14 protein-coding genes and 2 pseudogenes are annotated in these 19659 nt (G+C 42.8%); 11 read left to right on the top strand and 5 right to left on the bottom strand.

Annotated elements, in window-relative coordinates:
• Window positions 1-95 precede the first annotated feature (95 nt).
• The 7 genes from CJP46_RS24575 (at window position 96) to CJP46_RS24545 (ending at window position 8273) form a co-directional block, all read left to right on the top strand.
• A complete protein-coding gene (locus CJP46_RS24575; protein WP_179281318.1) occupies window positions 96-770 on the top strand; it encodes a GntR family transcriptional regulator in 675 nt (224 codons plus the stop codon).
• Between the two features lie 133 nt (window positions 771-903).
• Window positions 904-1983, top strand: a complete 1080-nt coding sequence (locus tag CJP46_RS24570; protein WP_094598286.1) for a mannonate dehydratase — start codon at window positions 904-906, stop codon at window positions 1981-1983.
• Between the two features lie 29 nt (window positions 1984-2012).
• Window positions 2013-2669 carry an RraA family protein gene (locus tag CJP46_RS24565; RefSeq protein WP_179281317.1) on the top strand — a complete coding sequence of 219 codons (657 nt, stop codon included), beginning with the start codon at window positions 2013-2015 and terminating at the stop codon, window positions 2667-2669.
• Window positions 2670-2682: 13 nt separating this feature from the next.
• Window positions 2683-3669 (top strand): DUF4432 family protein, encoded by a 987-nt coding sequence (locus tag CJP46_RS24560; protein WP_094598284.1) that lies wholly within the window; start codon window positions 2683-2685, stop codon window positions 3667-3669.
• Window positions 3670-3695: 26 nt separating this feature from the next.
• Window positions 3696-4463, top strand: coding sequence for a glucose 1-dehydrogenase (locus tag CJP46_RS24555; RefSeq protein WP_094598283.1), 768 nt, complete (start codon window positions 3696-3698; stop codon window positions 4461-4463).
• 146 nt (window positions 4464-4609) lie between these two features.
• Window positions 4610-5035: an extracellular solute-binding protein gene (locus CJP46_RS24550; RefSeq protein ID WP_094598282.1), complete on the top strand. Its 426-nt coding sequence runs from the start codon at window positions 4610-4612 to the stop codon at window positions 5033-5035.
• A 349-nt stretch (window positions 5036-5384) separates the two neighbouring features.
• Entirely contained in the window at window positions 5385-8273 is a 2889-nt protein-coding gene (locus CJP46_RS24545; RefSeq protein ID WP_094598281.1) for an endo-beta-N-acetylglucosaminidase, read from the top strand.
• A gap of 705 nt (window positions 8274-8978) precedes the next feature.
• On the opposite strand, the gene CJP46_RS24540 is transcribed toward CJP46_RS24545, so the two are convergent.
• Entirely contained in the window at window positions 8979-9911 is a 933-nt protein-coding gene (locus CJP46_RS24540) for an NHL repeat-containing protein (RefSeq protein WP_094598280.1), read from the bottom strand.
• Window positions 9912-9942: 31 nt separating this feature from the next.
• Entirely contained in the window at window positions 9943-10773 is an 831-nt protein-coding gene (locus CJP46_RS24535) for a phytanoyl-CoA dioxygenase family protein (RefSeq protein WP_094598279.1), read from the bottom strand.
• A gap of 357 nt (window positions 10774-11130) precedes the next feature.
• On the opposite strand from CJP46_RS24535, the pseudogene CJP46_RS24525 reads away from it, so the two are divergent.
• Window positions 11131-11271: pseudogene (locus CJP46_RS24525) on the top strand (DUF3238 domain-containing protein); the annotation flags it as partial.
• A gap of 17 nt (window positions 11272-11288) precedes the next feature.
• A pseudogene (locus tag CJP46_RS24520) lies at window positions 11289-11510 on the top strand (sigma-70 family RNA polymerase sigma factor); the annotation flags it as partial.
• Between the two features lie 170 nt (window positions 11511-11680).
• Here the strand turns inward: CJP46_RS24520 and CJP46_RS24515 are convergent.
• Complete coding sequence (locus CJP46_RS24515; protein WP_179281316.1) at window positions 11681-12592, bottom strand: helix-turn-helix transcriptional regulator; 912 nt, start codon at window positions 12590-12592, stop codon at window positions 11681-11683.
• A 139-nt stretch (window positions 12593-12731) separates the two neighbouring features.
• Here CJP46_RS24515 and CJP46_RS24510 point away from each other — a divergent pair, with 139 nt between their 5' ends.
• Together CJP46_RS24510 and CJP46_RS24505 are read left to right on the top strand one after the other, a co-directional pair.
• A complete protein-coding gene (locus CJP46_RS24510) occupies window positions 12732-15527 on the top strand; it encodes a glycoside hydrolase family 38 N-terminal domain-containing protein (RefSeq protein WP_094598277.1) in 2796 nt (931 codons plus the stop codon).
• 267 nt (window positions 15528-15794) lie between these two features.
• On the top strand, window positions 15795-18419 hold the full coding sequence (locus tag CJP46_RS24505) for a glycoside hydrolase family 3 protein (protein ID WP_094598276.1): 2625 nt from the start codon (window positions 15795-15797) through the stop codon (window positions 18417-18419).
• Between the two features lie 318 nt (window positions 18420-18737).
• On the opposite strand, the gene CJP46_RS36665 is transcribed toward CJP46_RS24505, so the two are convergent.
• On the bottom strand, window positions 18738-18884 hold the full coding sequence (locus CJP46_RS36665; RefSeq protein ID WP_179281315.1) for a hypothetical protein: 147 nt from the start codon (window positions 18882-18884) through the stop codon (window positions 18738-18740).
• Between the two features lie 56 nt (window positions 18885-18940).
• Window positions 18941-19450: a hypothetical protein gene (locus CJP46_RS24500; protein ID WP_094598275.1), complete on the bottom strand. Its 510-nt coding sequence runs from the start codon at window positions 19448-19450 to the stop codon at window positions 18941-18943.
• Window positions 19451-19659 lie beyond the last annotated feature (209 nt).

The raw sequence follows: 19659 nt of genomic DNA, 5'->3' as shown, positions 1-19659 counted from the left end.
AGAATACATCCGTCATATAATCAATCTAAATCTGATATTTCAGATTTCAATTTTAGATATTTAATGGAATTTATATGGAATTAAACGGAGGTCTTATGGATTTAAAGATTGAACGACAGGACTTGAATGAACAAGTCTATCATATTCTAAAAAACCAAATATTAACGCGGGAGTATAAAGGCGGTGCACGTCTTGATCTCAATGACTTAAGTGACAAGATGGGAGTTAGTAAAACGCCTGTTAAGCTGGCTATTCATCGATTGGCGAATGATGGGCTTGTCGAAGTGGTCTCACGATCAGGTACCTATGTGACCCAATTGACGGGTAAGCGCATTGCAGAAGTGATGGATGCAAGGATTATGATTGAGAAATGGAGTATCGAGCACTTATCGAAGGATGATTGCGAGCAGCTGGTCGTTCAATTAACAGAGCATGTTCATCGGGCCAAGGTAAATTTGGAAAGTGATCATTTTGATTACCAGCAATTTCTTGAAGCTGATGTTCTGTTCCATAAGGCAATTGTGACGATGAGCCACAATCAATTGATCTCGAATCAATATGAACTCTTGAATAGCTTCCTGTATATTTCACGCATCTTTCATTTTCAGAACTTTGATCGCTCCAAAGAAGGTATCCAAGAGCATGCGCAGCTTATCGAAGTAATGAAGCAGAATCGTCTCCAGCATGCTTCGGATTTATTGGTGGCGCACCTGGAGAAGAGTAAGCAATATATGATTTATTTAATAGAAGAGAACGGTGGCGCCATATAACAAGCTGGTAGCTGCGACATACTTATGCTTGTGTTTTCACAGGTAATGTAGGTATGTTTTTTCTCGGATCATCTGATATTTCAGATTTCAGAATTTGATCTATAATCAATTCATACAAAAAGGAGCAGTTGATATGAAGCTGGGCATTGGCTTATATCGTCATATGTTAAAGAAAGAATACTATCAATTCGCAAAGCAGGCTGGTTGTGAGGCTGTTGTCGTGCATTTGGTGAATTATTACGGAGAGATTGATGATCAGGGGCTGCCATCCACGGATGGGGAACATAATTATGGTATCGCCCGAGTCAATGACCCGATCTGGGAGTACGAGAATCTTGTGAAGTTGAAAGAAGAATTAAATCGGGAGGGGCTTGAATTCGCAGCGATTGAGAACTTTAATCCATCGGATTGGTATGATGTTCTGCTCGCAGGACCAAAACGAGATCAACAAATTGAACACCTCAAGCAAATCATTCGGAATGTGGGCCGGGCAGGCATACCTGTAATTGGATATAACTTTAGTATTGCGGGTGTCTGGGGACATTTTCAGAAGCCATCCGCACGTGGCGGGGGGTTGACATCGACATTCCACCCAACGATGGAGGAGTTAAACAAACCGCTACCGCTTGGTCAGGTGTGGAATATGACCTATGATGCGAGTCTGTTGGATCAAGGGTATCTGCCGCCTACCTCGCATGAAGAAATTTGGGAACGTTTAGCCTATTTTCTAGAGCGTGTCTTGCCGGTTGCCGAGGAAGCGGGCGTGAAGTTATCACTGCATCCAGACGATCCACCGATGCCGGAAATTCGTCAGCATGCACGTTTAGTCAATGAACCTGACAAATATCAGAGAATGATTGATCTCGTGCCCAGCAGCAGTAACGCAATAGAGTTTTGTATGGGTTCGATTCAAGAAATGGTCACTGGCGATGTCTATGAAGCCATTGAACAATATGCTTCACAGGATAAAATATCTTATGTTCATTTTCGTAACGTAAAGGGAAAGGTTCCTAATTATACAGAGGTCTTCGTTGATGAAGGCGATATCGATATGATTAAAGCGCTGCGTTTATTCAAGAAACATCAATTTAAAGGTGTGCTTATACCGGATCATACGCCATTAATGACGTGTGATGCACCTTGGCATGCAGGTATGGCTTATGCATTAGGCTATATGCGTGCAACCATGCAACAAATCGATATAGAGAAATAAAAAACTAAAATAGAAGAGGGATGAAAAATATGAAAAATCAAGATTACTTGGATCAATTGCAAGAAAAGCTATATTCGGCGGTCATATCCGACATTTTGGATAGCCTTGGGTTGCGAAATCAGGCGCTTCCGCCGCATATTCGTCCATTGGATCCCGACATGGTTGTGTGTGGTTATGCCAAAACGGTCCAAGTCGCAGATGTCTCCCGAGAACCCGTCCAAGCCTACAAGAAACAAATTGAAGTATTAGACAGTATCCAGCCTAGAGAAGTATTCGTCGGCGATGTAGGGGGCTCCGAGCGTTCGGCATTTTTCGGTGAATTAATGTCGGCGGCTACGAAAGTAGCTGGAGGCAGAGGCGCTGTCATTGATGGATTATGCCGAGATGTAAAGAAAATTAAAGAGCTAGGCTTCCCAGTCTTTGTGAAAGGGACGCGTCCAACCGACTCTTATGCTCGTAATGAAGTCATTGATTATAATGTAACCATTAAAATTGGCGATGTGTTGATTCATCCTGGCGATCTGATTTTTGGCGATATGGATGGGATTGTCGTCGTTCCGAAAGAAGTCGAAGATGAGGTCATAGCCAAAGCATTCGAAAAGGTAAACGGTGAAAATATGGTTAGAGACCACATTCTCAAAGGAATGAAGGTATCCGAGGCATTCGAGAAATTCGGCATTCTGTAGGAAGGTAAAGGCTATGGATATTAAAAAAATTATAAATCCAGGTCAGATGGAGGTTGTGCAAGTCAAAGGAAACGGATTGTTGGTGGAGTTTCTACCTGAAAAAGGCGGAGATATCTATAAAATCTGTATTCATAACAATAACATCTTGTGGGAAAGTCCTTGGGGAATCGGGAAGCTTGGCAGTCGAGCCGACTATTGTCATACATCAAAGGAACTTTGGCTGCAGAGCTACCCTGGGGGTTGGCAAATTCTATTTCCCAATGCTGGTGAAGACAGTTTCTGTCATGGCGTGATGCACAATTTCCACGGCGAGGCTTGCCAATTGCCATGGCAATATAAGGTTGGAGAAGTATCTGATTCGTCGGCTACAATTACATTCTCAACACGACTATATAAAACGCCATATGCTATTGAACGTATTGTCATGATCGATGAAGCAGATCAATCGATAGCTATACAAGAACGAATAACGAACCATGGGCAACAAGACTTATGGGTTGAATGGGGACAGCACATCGCTTTTGGTGCCCCGCTGATCGGATCGGGCGTAACCCTTGAAGTGCCTGCGCGTACGATTGAATCTGCTGAGCGTGATCCGGTACGATCTCGTCTGAAGAAAGGGACGTATTCATGGCCTATAAAGGATGCGACCCGTGATTTAAGTATCGTACCTGTAGAAAAGGCAACGGATTTTGCGATATTAAAGGATCTATCTGCTGGATGGTATGCCATAAATAATGAAAGACTGGATTTGCGCGTTATTGTGGAATGGGATACTGAAATCATGCCGAATCTCTGGTTATGGCAAGAGTTCAATGGTCTTCAAGACTATCCATTCTATGGTGCATGCTATGTCATGGGGGTTGAGCCGAATTCTGCGTCGCATGAAGAGGGCTTACATGAATCCATGCAACGTGGCGAAGCGATTGAAATAAAGGCTCAGCAGACAAGGTCATTTGAATTGAAGTTATCATGGAAAAGATTACAGAATAGCAGATAAACCACGTAGCAAAAGGAGGTTATCTCATGTTCAATGATTTGCAGGGAAAAGTGTTTATCGTGACCGGCGCAGCACAAGGAATTGGAAGAGGGATTGCGCTTCGTCTAGGGAAAGAAAAATGTAAAGTAGTGATAAATTTTGCAAGTGATCGTAGTAAACGCTTAGCAGAAGAAGCAATTGCACTTATTAAAGCAGCGGGTGGGCAAGCTGTTGCTTGTCAAGGAGACGTTGGGAAGGTAGACACCGCGAAGAAGCTGGTGGATACGGCTATTGCTCACTTTGGAACCTTGCACGGCATCGTGAATAATGCTGGTGTTCAATCTGAATATCCTTCCGAGAGCTTGCCGGTAGATGAGTGGAATCGCATCATGGATATTAATTTACGTGGGACCTTTCTAGGATGTCAAGAAACAATCAATTACTTGCTAAAACACGATATCAAAGGCAGCATTGTGAATGTCTCAAGTGTTCATCAACAAATTCCTAAACCCCATTATGTACATTATGCCTCATCCAAAGGTGGGTTGAAGCTGTTGACAGAAACATTAGCACGAGAATATGCGGATAAAGGAATTCGAATCAATACGGTTGCTCCTGGTGCAATTGATACGCCAATGAATGAAAAGTTATTCAGCGATCCGGCGACCACACAAGCAATTATCAACAAAATTCCTTCCAGGCAAGTAGGGACACCTGAACAAGTTGCTGCACCGGTAGCATGGTTATTATCCGATGAAGCCAGCTATGTGACAGGGACTACATTATTTGCAGATGGTGGTATGGTCTTGTATTAATTGACGCTAAAATGTCCGTTATCGTATTCCTGGCTGGTCATAACCCCGTTAAGTAGACAAGAATAAAAAGAGCAGGATGGTCAGTCGGAACAGAATAATGCCTGGGAATCCCTGTACAGAGAGATGGGGATCAATCTGAAATATGATTGGACTGTGAAGGCGATCAATATGCTTCACAAGCCGTGAAGGACATCTTCGAACAAGATCCTATGGCACTTCAATCGGCTACTTTCGATGGAAATCTATTTGCGCTGCCCAAAACAGAACCGATGATCGGCGCACAAACGCCGGTCTTGTGGGTGCGAACGGATTGGCTTAAAAAACTTAACCTTCCTGCCCCTTCTACTTGGGATGATGTTTTGAAGATATCGAAGGCGTTTACAACCAAAGATCCGGACGGAAACGGAAAGCAGGATACGATTGGTGTCGCATTGAGCAAAGAAATTATTAATGGATATCCTTCAGCGAACGGCTTTTTTAACGCCTACGGAGCTTTTCCGAGAATATGGATAAAAGATCCTATTCCATCTATTCATGGCGGTGAAGCACCCATGTCGATCGCAAAGGAATAACGGCCGCTAAATATGCTCTTATTGTATTGCGGCTCAGGACAAAGATTTGAAGCGGGCGCAAAAATGTTGTTATGGCGGTGCACCAACAAATACGATAGGGGAGAAGAGGGCAGCCCTGGACAAAGTGGAAACGGAAATATTCACGAAAGTGATATATGGGGCAATTCCCATCGATCCATTCGACAAATTCGTTGAAGACTGGGACAAGCTTGGCGGAGAACAAATCACCTAAGAAGTGAATAAGTGGAACGCTTCGCAAAAGAAATAACGTCTAACTAAAGCTAGTTTACCTTCGATAAAAACGTATGTCGTTTTTATAAATATATTGAAAATTGAGGAGCGTGTGATAATGAAACCAAATCAAAAAAAGCACCTGGCGGTCTTCTTGGCATCCGTATTGGCTGCTGGTACGATACTGCCTAATGCTGCAATCGTACATGCCGGCGGCGATACCTTGCCACCCCGTCAGGGTGAACAAGGTTACAAGGGTGAAAATCAACCGGTTTATCATGGATACCGAAAACAGAATATCCTGGATTGGACTCCCGAAACAGATGAGTACTATGAATTTATGAGAGCGGAAGTGCCGCTTCAGAAACGTAATGAGCCATTTAAACCAACTCAGGCGAATCCAAAGCTGGAACAAGAGGTCAAAAGTTTAATGTTAACTGGGGACTATGGCAATGAATTTTTCAACCCGACGAACTATAATGATCAGTTCGCACAATATTTATTTAACTTTTGGCAATATGTAGATTACACGGCATCTTGGCATGGCGTAGTGACAAATCCAACGCCGGACTCCTTATTTGATCCTGAAGCAGACTGGTGGCAGCGTGAATATGAGTTTGGTGTGCTCAATATTCCAAACCCGGCATATACCAACGCCGCTCACAAAAACGGTGTTCAATCTTTAGGCTGTATCTTCTTCCCAAGATCGGAACATACGGATGACTACATTTATAAAGACGAGAATGGCAGATTCCCTATGGCCGATAAACTCGTTGAAATCGCGAAATATTACGGCTTTGACGGGTACTTCGTGAATGCGGAAGAAGAACTGCCTGCCGACTTTATGCCGGTTTATGAAGAGTTTATCCGTGCGATGACTTCACAAGGCCTTTATGTGCAGGTTTATGCGTCCAACCTCTATGGACAAGATAATCAAAGCAAATGGGGTGAAATTGACTACTATAACAAAAATGCGAAAGAGTTCAGCAACTGGATCAAAAAGCCAACTGATCAGACGATTGCTGGGAATTCATTGTACATAAATCCAGACCCAAGTAAATCCCAGGCAGATGGATCTGTAGCAACCATGAACTCACTAGGCTTAGATCCAAGAAATACGGTATTTAATACGCTTGAAGCAGGCCAAACCGGATTTAGTGGAATCCGCGGGTCTTTATTCAACACTTACGATGAAAATCTCGTACCTAGAACAGGTATAGCATCTCTGGGCAGCTCTATGGTCTTTGAAGCGCTGGACGAACAGTTGTTTGGCCATTCTGGACCTAACAAGTACACGGAGAACAGACGTGGAAACCCTGAATATTACAAATATGTTGCAGCAAGAGAAAGAGCATGGTGGTCAGGTACTGCAGATTCCCCTACGTATAATGAAGGAAAAGGTACGCTGAATTCAGCCGGCTTGACACATGATCAATTGCTGGAAGCTGTTTTAAATGCGAATCCGGACCCTGTAATAACAGCTAATGATCCGAATCGTGGAGAAGCAAACGAAGGTCAGAAATATAAGACATGGCCAGGTATGGCGGCATATATCTCGGAAAGATCCGTCATTGACGGTTCCAACTTCCACACCAACTTCAATACCGGTCATGGCATGCAGTATTTTGTGGACGGTAAAGTTTCGAATGATCACGAATGGGCAAATATCAATAATCAGGATATCCTCCCAACATGGCAATGGCGAATCGATACAGAAGGCACCCGTTTGAATGTAGATTATGACTATGGAAAGAAATATAGCGCAGGATCTAATTATACTCAGGTTGGCGGGTATAATGGAGGCAGCTCTTTGGCATTCTTTGGTGATTTGGATGCCGCTAATTTTGTACAACTGTACAAAACTAAGCTGGACATTAAAAACACTTCGATGTTAAGTATTACCTACAATAAACCATCTGCAACCGATGCAAGCAGCGTTAAAGCTGGTTTGATTTTTGAGGATGATCCATCCAAAGTGGAGTACATCGAAATTCCAAGCGGAGCAAACAAAACAACAAAAGGATGGGAACGAAAAAATCTGGATCTATCCAAATATGCGGGTAGAACATTAGCAGCTTTTGGTCTATCTTTTACCCCAGGGCAAGGAACGATTAAAGATTACCAGTTTAATGTTGGTGAAATAAAAATTACTGACAATAAAGTCGCTAAACCAGCTGCTCCAACAGGACTCAAAATTGATAAGTCTTTTGATTCTTCTGAAATGTATATTTCATGGGACTTGGCAGATTACAGCAAAGTACAACAGTACAATGTATATGCGGAATATGAAAATGGCAAAGAAGTATTCTTGGGCGGAACATATGATGACAAATTTTACATTAAGTCTTTGTATGATCCAACAGGTACAGTGAAAATCAAAGTTACAGCTGTTGGCGCGGATGGAAGCGAAAGCAAAGCAGCAGTTGTCCCAAAAGATTTTTCGAATACGGTTAAAAATATCAAGACAACAGAAAATGTTGCATCCATTGATGTAGCCTGGGATACTCCAGCAGTTAATTACGCTAAAGTAAAAGTAGACGTAGCATTGAACTACTCCTCCCATAAAGACAAGTATTCGACTACGTTCGCAAAAGGAACAAATAAAGCGACTATTGAAGTTCCTTATACAGACGGAAGAGCATATACCGTTAGAATTTCATTGCTGGACGCTAAGGGAAGCGTAATTAGTTATGCAGATCATACAGGGGTATTGAAAGATAATCATGCAGATGTTTATGAAGGCATTGCGACCATGAAGGGATCTAAGGTTAAACTATCCGGGCCGACATCTAATGATTGGTGGCATTTATATGCATGGCAGGATGGCAAACGGATTACATTCAAAGATGGAAGAACGTATGCCACTCGCGGTGTTGACGATTTAACTTCGCTTGCGGTTCAGGGAAATTCCGGCGTTATCGAGGTCGTATTGGAAGACTTTAATGGCAATATGTCCGAGCCTGTAAAAGTTCCATTTGGAACAACAAACACAAGCGTCGAAAAATAGGAATCGTTAGCCTGCCTTGTAAGCTGCTATGGAAATGACTTCATGATGTGAGGAAAAATGAAACACCTTCAAAGAAATTGGGCCATATCGAAGGATATGGAGAATACCTTGAAGGTGTTTTTTTCGCTGCAGCAAGGTGAGTAAGCCGCCTTTGATGTACATACCCAAAGTGATCTCTCCGCTGCTGCCTTTGTAACCGTACAGCTTTGCACCGCGAGCCCGTCACCTTTGCGGGCAAAGAGTTCTGCGAATAGATGGCGTGCATTAAACCGCAACAGTCGCCGCGAGGCGTGTCAATGCGCAGATGAATGATATTGTAAGTGCTGGTTATCATATATGCTTTTCACCATCATGAGCCGCTCATCGATGTAGAGCTTCAATGGATTGACAAAGCGGCGTGCCGATTGTCGGAAGCAAGCTGGTTCTTTTTTTTCGCTTGTAGATAACCCGAATATGTGGCAGATGGATAATTTGGGAATTCTTACCACAGCAGCAATCCTAAGCTTTTCCCATTATGAAAGTAGGAGTCAGGTCAAGAGCCCTTACTGTCCGCTTCAAACCGACATTTATTTTTTGGTCTTCTACTTGTTCCTGGTTGTTGGCTTTGCCAGAAGATTTATCAGCAGTAGTGTCATTTGGGATGCAATAAACCCGCAAGTCCAATCATTTAGGACATGCGGGTTTACTTAATTTTTCACTATACAATTAAGCCAATGTAAGCTTTGTTACACGTCCATCGATAATCCATTCAGCAACATAAACAGAACCCTTGGAATCGACACAAACTCCATGAGGTGAGCTGAATTTATTATCTCTGTAGTAGGACTTAGCTAAATTCGGCCAGCCAGTTTGTTTGTAAGCCTGTTGATCTTCACCTAAATGACAGATCAATCGATCATTTTTATCGAAAATCGTAACCCTACTGTTTAAGTCTGGGAAGAAGAGATCATCTCCATAGTAATAAAAGCTGCAGGGCTGATCTATATCATCAACGATGACTCTTTTGAAATGGCCCTGTAAGGTAAAGACTTGAATTCGATGATTACCGCGATCGGCTACATAAACCTCTTCTATACCACTACGTATATCGATGGAAATGCCATGTGGACAGTTTAATTGTCCCATTTCTGTACCTTTTCCACCCCAGGAACGGATATATTCCCCTGCTGCCGTATAGTGATGAATCCAGCTTTGTCCATAGCCATCGGCTACATAAATATCGCCATTTGCCGAAACGGCTACATCTGTAGGGACATATTTAAACTCTTCGTTGTATATATCAGGACGATCCGGTGTTCCCAATGTCAACAAGTGCTTCCCGTTTAAATCCATTTTCACCACATTACCGCGAGCGGTGTCTGTAACAAACAGGTATTCATTATTTCGTTCCGTATGAAGATAAAATCCGTGTGCGCCACCCTCGAACTCCTCGCCCCAAGCCGCTTTAAATTCCCCAGACTCATCAAATTTGAAAATTGAGGGCTTGCCTGTATGAAAAATATAGACGTTATCCTGTTGATCTACGACAATTCCATGTGTATAGCCAAACTCTAAGTGAGCAGGGAGCTTTGCCCAGCCTGGAACAAGATCATAGCTGCGTGCCGTATTTCCTAATTGCTGAGACCTCTTTATTGTCATATTTAATCCCTCTGTTCCTTAGCTAAGTCTCTCACTGCTTATTCGAATACAGTAACGGAAAGAACTCATTATCGAACTTCTGTCCGAATTGTGGACGTGGGCCGAGCAATCGAACATTATCATGCCGAGCTTTACCCTCTTTGTAGGATGTATCTCCAGGCATTAAATGAGCGACAACAGATAAGCGAGGCTGATCTGTGAAATTCGTTGACGAGCCATGGAATGTAAGGGCATGGTGGAAGCTCGCTTGGCCAGCTTTTAGAATACAAGGCTCCTCTACCCAATCTCGCGTTGCAAAACGCTGCTTCAGCTTTTCCATATCCTGTTCGAAGAAAGTGTCACTTCCCTCGATAGCACCCCACTTATGTGATCCAAGGATTGTCATCATACCGCCGTTATTCAGGTCCGTGTCCTGCAATGCAATCCAAACCGTTATCATATTAGTTGTACTGCTTGCACGCCAAAAGCCGTAATCCTGATGCCAGCCTACATTTCCTAGATTTGTTTTTTGTCCTGAAGTACCCGGCTTGTAGATTACTTGATCATGCCAAAGACGAATTTCGTCCTCATTCAGCAGATTCGCAGCCATTTGGCCTAAATTCGGATCGGTGACGACACTGCGAACTTCATCGTTAACCCACCAACCATTATCGAATTTACGAAGAGCATATGGATTTTCAGAAAGATTGAAGTCATGAAGAGGCAGGCCAGCCCCATCGTAATCTTTCTTCCAAATGCGCTCATGCGCGCCTCGGAGACGCTCGATCGTCTTGTCATCCAGCAATTTTGGACTGATCCAATAACCGTCTTGATTAAACTTTTCTTTATCAGCTGTTGTAATGTTATAAGGTATAACTCCCATTATCGACACCTCACCTTTACTGGTTAAATTGGCTTACTGGGTTTATTCTAGACCACAAGATGAGCATTTACTTTCCCAAACCTATCAAATAGGATTGGAAACGTAACGGGGATTTAGTAGCGATAAAGACCGTGATTATGACAAAAATAAAGACTGAACGATAAGCCTGCTCAAATCACATTGAAACATATGCAAAGAAGCTTTCACGATGTGGCGCTCCTACGAAACATATTCAGTACAATGGTATAGATCATGCTTTTATAGATGAAATAGGACTATACCCGCAAGCGGAAGATTTAATGAATGAAATTGCAAAAGAGAAGCGATTGTTTGCATAATCAATTGGAGTTTGTTCAATTGCGTTCCAGAGTTGAACAAGAAGTAATTGTAGAATTTTACAAAAAAGAAATTTTCACAGATGCGAATACTGGCATAACAACAGATAGAGTCTCAGCTCCAGATGGTTCTGTTAATAAAAGAACAGGAAAAGCTAGTACATAGGTATTTTGTGCACACAGCTCAAGATCGAGAAGAGCAAAATATACCGCAACCTGGACACATTGGATGAACGCGAGCAGGAAGTGATCAAAGGGCGCTTCGGTCTGGAGTTCGGCGGGGAAGAGCGGACGCAGCGGGAGATCGCGAAAGAACTCGGCATCTAGCGGAGTTACGTATCACGGATCGAGAAGCGGGCGCTCATGAAGCTGCATCATGAGTTTTATAAAGTGAAACGGTGAAGGGAAGTTATTCATCGATTTTGTGAATATTAGCATGGTGGCACTCTTTTATGTTTGAAGGGGTGCTATTTGTTTTGAGTATTTCATCGATTAGAATTCTGAGTCGAGAAAAGCGTTATACACGATCTGGCGTAATTTCGAAAGACTATCCATTGCTCGAATGATACAAATTACATAGGCGGGATCTTGTATAAATCGTTACTTCGCGTTGTTCTAAAACTCGCCGGCGGAGGGAGCTCAAGCCGTTTAAAAACTTGATACATATAGTAGTGGCTAGAAAAACCACAAGCATCAGCTACCGCTTGCGTGCTTAGGGTAGAATGATTCAATAAGTGTTTAGCTTTGGAGACTTTGTAAAGTAAAAGTTGTTCGTTAAAGGTATGGCCCACATGTTTTTTCATAATCCGATTAATCTGTTTCGGGCTAAGGAAAATCAGCTTAGACAGATCATCAATCGTAGGAGAAATGTGATAGTTGTTTTCGATAAAATTCATAATACGGGACATTCGGACATCACTTTGCGGATCAGGAATCTGGGTATGATCAAGTGTTGTTATCACAGAGCGAAATAAGCTTACAACTAAAAGGAATAATAATGGTTGAATTTGCAAAGAAAATCCTGGGAGTTTATGGGATGTTTCTTGGATAATGGAATCAAATAACCCCATGGCGCCATAGTTGTCTCGGAAGGTGCGAGGGTAGGTAGTCGAAAGGACATTGATGAAAAATTCTGTATCCTCTGATGAATGAAAGTAGGCGGAATCTGGTAGATCAGATCGGCTAATTTCACATTGCAAACAGTATTCAACCATAGGATTTATAGGATTAGATACTTGTTGGTGTGTCACATAAGGTGCCGTGATATAGAAGTCTCCTTCTTGAAAAGAGAGTGCCTGGCCCTCGATCGACACAATACCTTTCCCGGATTTAATCATATGAAATTCAAAGTAAGTATGAAAGTGATCTTCTTTTTCCCAATGCGATCCAGCATCTAATACGGCAGCATCTAGTACTTTGATCTGAAGTCCACTAAGGCTAATGGTGAAATTTTTAGCAGTCAGATAACTAATGATGTTAGCCATAATAGACCCTCCCATGTCGTTATTTCTCAATCTAATGTCCAGCAGACTTAAAGATTCTTATACATAGATATTGTACACTAAATTCTACGATACCCCCAAAATTTGATGAGATTTCTCATAACATAAGGAGGAACCAGCGATGCTTGAGAAATTAACCAATAGATTACGTAATAAAAAACGAACCTATCAAGAAGACCGTGCAATGACACAAATGCAGTATGCAACCCTTTTGTCAGCAAGAAAAGAAGGGGCATTTGATGATCTTATTCAAGAAGTGGAGAAGGATTTAGTCGAGGGATATGACGCGCATGGGGCTTTCACCAATGATCTGGTAAGTAAGATGGAGAATAAACTCATGCCACTTCAAGAAGAAGCCAAGCAGTTTGAAATGTTATGTGTGGCCCATGCGCATATTGATATGAATTGGCAATGGGGCTTTGATGAAACCGTAGGTATCACTTTAGATACATTTCGAACGATGTTACAAATCATGAGAGAGGTTGAGGATTTTACTTTTTCACAATCTCAAGCATCACTGTATAAAATTGTAGAAACCTATGATCAGGAAATGTTAGAAGAGATTAAGCAGAGAGTGGCGGAAGGCAGATGGGAGATTACAGCATCGACATGGGTTGAGGCAGATAAAAATATGCCAAATGGAGAGAGCCAAGCGAGACAATTGTTATATACGAAAAAATACTTGTCTCAACTGTTTGATCTGCCATTAGATTCCTTCAACATTGATTTTGAACCCGATACATTTGGACATAGTATCAACACACCGGAGATTCTCACCAAAGCCGGCGTGAAGTATTACTATCACTGCAGAGGGCGCAAAGAAGGACCAACACTTTATCGGTGGAAAAGTCCTTCGGACGCTGAAATCATCGTCAATTGGGAACCGCAATTTTATAATGCGTTTATTCAATCAGACATGTGTCTTTGTGTGCCAGATATAGCGGATCGAACAAATATTCCTTCTGTATTAAAAGTCTACGGGGTAGGTGATCATGGCGGTGGACCCACAAGAAGAGACATTGAACGAATCAAGGATGTGGCCACGTGGCCAATCTATCCTAAAGTGAAATTTTCGACGTATAGAGAGTATTTTGAAATCGTTGAAAAGTATAAAGAGCAGCTGCCTATTGAATACCAAGAACAGAATTTCATTTGTGATGGATGCTACAGCTCTCAGAGCCGGATTAAAAAGGGCAACAAAGCTTCTGAAAATGGGTTGTACGAAGCAGAGCTCTTTAGTACATTGGCCACTGTAACCCAAGGAGCCCGTTACCCACAGCAAAGTTTTGAAAATGTCTGGAGATCGGTATTGTTTAATCAGTTCCATGATATTTTGACAGGTTCAGGGGTTGATGCCACAAGAGATTATGCTCTAGGCCTTTATCAAGAGGTTGCAGCAACAACCAACACCAACAAGAAACTAGCTCTTCAAAAAATCGCTCAGCAAATTCACACGGCTGATTTTATCGTAAGTGAGGGCAAGGATGAACCAGGCTTGGCTTATGGTGCCGGTGCAGGATCTTCACAGTATGAGAATGGTACAGGCAAAAACCGAATGTATCATGTATTTAATCCAACGATGCAGGCCCGCCAAGAAGTGGTTGAATTGATGATTTGGGAATGGCCATATGACCACGAGCGTATGTTGTTTACCAATGAAAAAGGTGAAGTCGTATCACACCAGGTTTTGGAAAAAGACTTTAATCACTATTGGGGACACAATTATCTAAATGTGGCAATAGAAGTGGATGTTCCCGCATGCGGTTATGCAACATACATGTTAACGGAACAGGCTATTGAACAGGTTAAAGTAAGTTATTGGCATGAAAAACGTACCCAAAATGAACCATGCTATACATTAGAAAATGAGAAGATTAAAGTTGTGTTTAATAGCTTAGACGGATCGATTGATTCGATGATTGATAAAGCAACTGGGAAAGAAATGATCGACGCTGCGAGAAAATCAGGGATATTTAGGTTAGTCGATGAGGCAGACCATAAGGAGATTACAGATGAGGGTACAGGAATGTCCTCTTGGTTTGTTGGACGCTACAAACATATCGAATGGATTCATCAAAATCTAGAAATCACAAGTGCAGCAGGTACATTAAGAAGCCAAATAGCTTATGAGTTAAGTTTTAGGAATTCAAAGCTTAAAGTTATCGTTTCCTTAGATAAAGGCAGCAGTCATCTAGATTTTAAAGTGGAATGTGATTGGCAAGAGGTGGGGTGTCTTGGAAAAGGCGTACCGCAACTGCAATTCTATATGCCGCTTCACGATTCATGTGCCATGTATCATTATGATGTTCCTTTCGGCAGCGTTACAAGGCAAGCACTAGACATAGATCTTCCAGGGAATAACTATATCTATGGAGAAGATCAGGACGGATCAGCGAGTGTGATGCTCATGTCCAAAGTAGGTTATGGATTTAGAGGCGTAAATCATAGCCTTACCCTTACCTTACTCAGAGGCTCTTACGATCCAGATCCATGTCCAGAATATGGAATCAATCATCTCGAATTTGGATTAGGTGCTATGCAATCCAGCAATCCCAAAGTGCTACATGACTATGTCCAACAATATAACCACGAGTTGACTGTAGTAACAGGGTTAAGACAACAAGGGAAGCTTAATCCAAGACATTCCTTTGTAGCATTTGAGTCTCAGACCTCTGTAGTTTCTTGTATCAAAGGAGCAGAGGAAGGGGATAGAAGTTTCATCGTGCGTTTTTATGAGATGGAAGGGAAAATAGACACCATCACATTGATTTGTCCAGAACGAATCAAGCATGCCTATTGGACAGATATTAATGAACAAAAGGTAGCATATAAGGAAGAGCTAAGGGTAGAGGATAAAACACTCAAGATGGTCATCCAGCCTTATCAAATAGGTACAGTAAAAATAGTGCTTGAGTAGACAAAGATGATTGGTGTTAAGTTTCGGATATGGCGGGAGGTTGCCATTTGAAATAAGAAAAGTAAGGTTAGGTCATCACTTTTGAGTTAAATCCTATCAACTTTGTTTATTCGATAGACAAAGTGGTTCTCATGAAAGTATAATGTTTCCGAAATCATGATTCACGTTCAAACGCTGTTCATAGGAAAGGCGCACAGTCATGCGTATCGGCAATCCCGGTCTAACACATGAAGTGTCAAACACTTAGAGAGCAAAAAGGAGAAAACAATGAGCACAAGAAAAGACTTGCAACATTACCCTTATATGAATGCAAGCTTGCCGATTGAAGAAAGAGTTGCGGACCTTATATCGAGAATGTCGCTGGAAGAAAAGGTAAGACAGCTTGATATTTATTCGGGCAATGAAATTTCCGACTCAGTAGAAGGCTTAAATGCAGATGCGCTGAACTATGAAAAAATGGAGAAGATATCTGCCGGAATTGGAATCGGATGCATCCAAAACCGAAATTCCAAAGCAGAGACAGCCAATAAAATTCAAGAGTATATCATCCAAAATTCAAGATTGGGAATTCCGGTACTCTTCAGTGAAGAGGGACTTCACGGTTTTGGATGGAGAGGCTGTACAGTGCTCCCTCAGCAGGTTGCACTTGCATCAACATTTGAGCCTGAACTCGGATATAAACAAGCAAGAATAATCGCTTCCGAGGCGCGCAGCTTTGGTATACATGAGGTGTGGGCACCTGTTCTCGACCTCGCCAGGGAAATCCGATGGGGACGAGTGGAAGAAGGATACGGAGAGGATCCTTATCTGGGGTCTCTGTTTGCAGAGAGCATGGTAAAAGGGCTTCAAACGGATGACCTCACTAGACCCGATGCCGTGGTGTCGGAACCTAAACACTTTACAGGATACGGTGCACCAAGAGGAGGACACAATTGTGCTCCGGCTATGATGGGGCATCATGACAATGCATTTTTCTGTCTGCCTGTATTTGAGGCTGCTTTCCAAGCGGGAGCCATGAATACCATGTGTTCGTATAACTCCATTGACGGCACGCCAGTCGCTTCTGACCATTCGCTGCTTACCGGCGTTCTCCGCGACCAGTGGGGCATGAAGGGCTTCGTCAGAGCGGACATGACGGCGGTCTCCATGCTGCATACTTGTCACTATGTGGCCGAAAGCAAACGGGAAGCGATTAAGATGGGCCTCGAAGCCGGCGTTGATATGCAGCTTTACGATTTTCCACATGATATATACCAGGACAACATTATTGACCTTGTAAAATCAGGCGAGGTAGACGAGAAGGTTGTAGACACAGCCGCAAGTCGTGTCCTTACCGTTAAATTTGCAGTCGGGCTCTTTGAAAATCCATATACGAATATCGAGCTTTCTTCGAAAGTTGTCCACTGTGAGGAGCACGTGCAGACAGCTCTTGAAGTTGCAAGAAAGTCGATCACTCTGTTAAAAAACAGCAAAAACACGCTTCCTCTCCAAAAAGATATCGGCAAGATTGCAGTGATCGGACCAAGCGCCGATGTTCCACGTTACGGAGATTACAGCAGTCCTGTTGTGCCTGAGTATGCTGTTACGCTTTTGCAGGGTATCAAAAACACCGTTTCGGATAAGACCGAAGTGATCTATGCCAAAGGATGCGAGATTCTGGAGTCCGACCTTATGCCTTTACCGGACAAATGGCTCAAGGACCATGCCGGCAACGACGGGCTTTTGGGTGAGTACTACAATTCTCTTTCTTTTGAGGGAGAACCTGCTTGCGTGCGAAATGACAGGCAAATTAACTTCAACTGGATTTATACCAAACCTGCTGACGGCGTAAACGCAGATAACTTCACCGTTCGCTGGACAGGCAAAATTAAACCGGACGCTACCGTGGATGGTTACATTGGACTAAGCAGTATGGACAGCATGCGTCTGTGGGTCGACGGCAAGATGTTTGTTGACGGTTGGGGTGACCATGACGCCAATCAGATGGTTGCGTTCCAATTTGTGCAAGGCGAGGAGTACGACGTTAAGGTTGAATATCTCAACGATTCCCGTGGCGTAAGGGTTATCCTTGGTTATAGTCTTGGTAATAACGATATGGATGCAGCGGTGAAGGCGGCACAAGATGCGGATGTTGCCATTGTTGCGGTGGGTGACAACGAGCAGACCAGTGGAGAAAACCTTGACCGAGCGGACCTGAATCTTCCGGGCAGACAACTTGAACTCGTCAAGAAAATTTATGAGACCGGAACGCCCGTTGTTCTTGTGCTCCAAAACGGTCGTCCGATGTCGATCACATGGGAGGCAGAGCATCTGCATGCGATCGTAGAGGCATGGTTTGTTGGCGAGCAGGGCGGGAATGCCATGGCAGAGGTGATTTTCGGAGATGTCAACCCTGCAGGCCGCATTCCTATGTCTTTCCCGAGATCGGTAGGTCAGCTGCCTGTATTCTATAATCGCCGACCGTTCTATGGACATAAATATGTTGAAATGGACTGGCTTCCGTTGTACCCATTCGGGTTTGGTCTGAGTTACACAACATTTGCTTATTCGGATCTTGATATTTCAGCTAAGGAGATATCTCCGGATGGGGAAGTAAACGTATCGTTTAACGTAACCAATACGGGAAATGTCGCAGGTGAGGAAGTTGCTCAGCTTTATATCAGGGATGAATTCAGCAGCACGGTCAGACCATGCAAGGAGCTTGCGGGATTTAAGCGAATTCATCTTGAAAAAGGCGAAACAAAGCGCATCATGTTGACACTGGGATACAGACAACTCCGAACACTTACTAGAAACTATGAATGGGTTGTGGAACCGGGTAAATTTGAGGTGATGGTCGGACCTAACTCGGACGACGCCCCACTGACAGGAGAGTTTTTCGTTCGGAAATAAATATAAGCATAACTACCACCGGTTTGTTCTGAAATTAGGGAGACGGTTCATTTGCAGCGTATGCTTTTCATGCGTTGGCAGGGGAGCGATCTCCCTTTTTTTGAAATCAGAAAGTATAAACCTGTCGAGGGACAAGAACATTGTCTGATTGCCGATTAGATGGATATCTAAATAAAAAAGCGATGTAGATAAAATCTATAAGCAGTATTTTCCGGTTGCTGGTAACAAGAATGATTACGGTACTGGTTACGCCAATGTAGGCTACGATCGTGACATTGGTGTGGGATAGCCGTGAACAGCAGTTCTCCGTACAGATTGTCAGATCAGCTGCCCCCTTGTTGTTGAGATCTGCTTGCATGAAGTTTTCCCGTCCACCGTCACATACCCATTGGAATACCCGATACGGCTGTTATCAATGCCCTGGTTATTCAAACCCTGGCGGATCCCGTAGTCGTAGGTTGCCATATCACACCTCCAATTTTGAGCATAAAAAAGAGCCCTTTGACGGGGCTCTTTTTGAATCAATCATTATTGCCGTACTTCAAACTGTATTCTAGTTCTGTAAGCTTACCTATTTGGTTCACGAGCTCTTGCTTCATTGTAGTTAATTCGATCATTTGAACATCGGCACTGATTCCCTGTGCTTTTCTCTCATCCACCTTTTTCTGGATGTTTTCAATTTTTTGCTTGATCGATTCAATATCTGCTTTTTTACTTGCGATTTTATTCTGCAGATCAGTAATTTGTGCAGAATTATCATCAACAACTTTTTCATTTGTCAGATCAGAGCTCAAAGCGATCCCTCCACTGCTTGCACTATCAACTTTCCCACCAAAGCCATTCGTCAGCTCACGTACTGGAGCAAAGCTTTTACCCTTAATGATGATTGCGTCGCCAACAACTTTGCCGTTTATTGTTATAGGGGCTTCTCCCTCTACTTTTTTACCGATAAAAGATAATCCGTCACCGAAGGCTTGAGCAGAAACCATAAACAATGCACCAGCAATAAAGCCTATTACTATCTTTTTCATACACTCACCTCAGATGCTATTTACTTTCAGTATAGCAACCAAAATAAGGAAGTGTAAATACTCATTATTTCATAACAAAGTCGTCTTCCAATGAATGGCCTGTCCCGTTATGCTTTAGGAAACTCCACCCCTGAACATAAACACCCTGCCCTGAAAATAGTTCAATCCTGCCCTGAGTTGATAAATTTATGTGCGCTACGTTGCTAGTT

The sequence above is a fragment of the Paenibacillus sp. XY044 genome (genome assembly GCF_002257645.1).
GTDB lineage: Bacteria > Bacillota > Bacilli > Paenibacillales > Paenibacillaceae > Paenibacillus_AQ.
The sequence above is the reverse complement of the archived record's forward strand: the minus strand, read 5'-3'. Positions and strand labels throughout refer to the sequence as shown.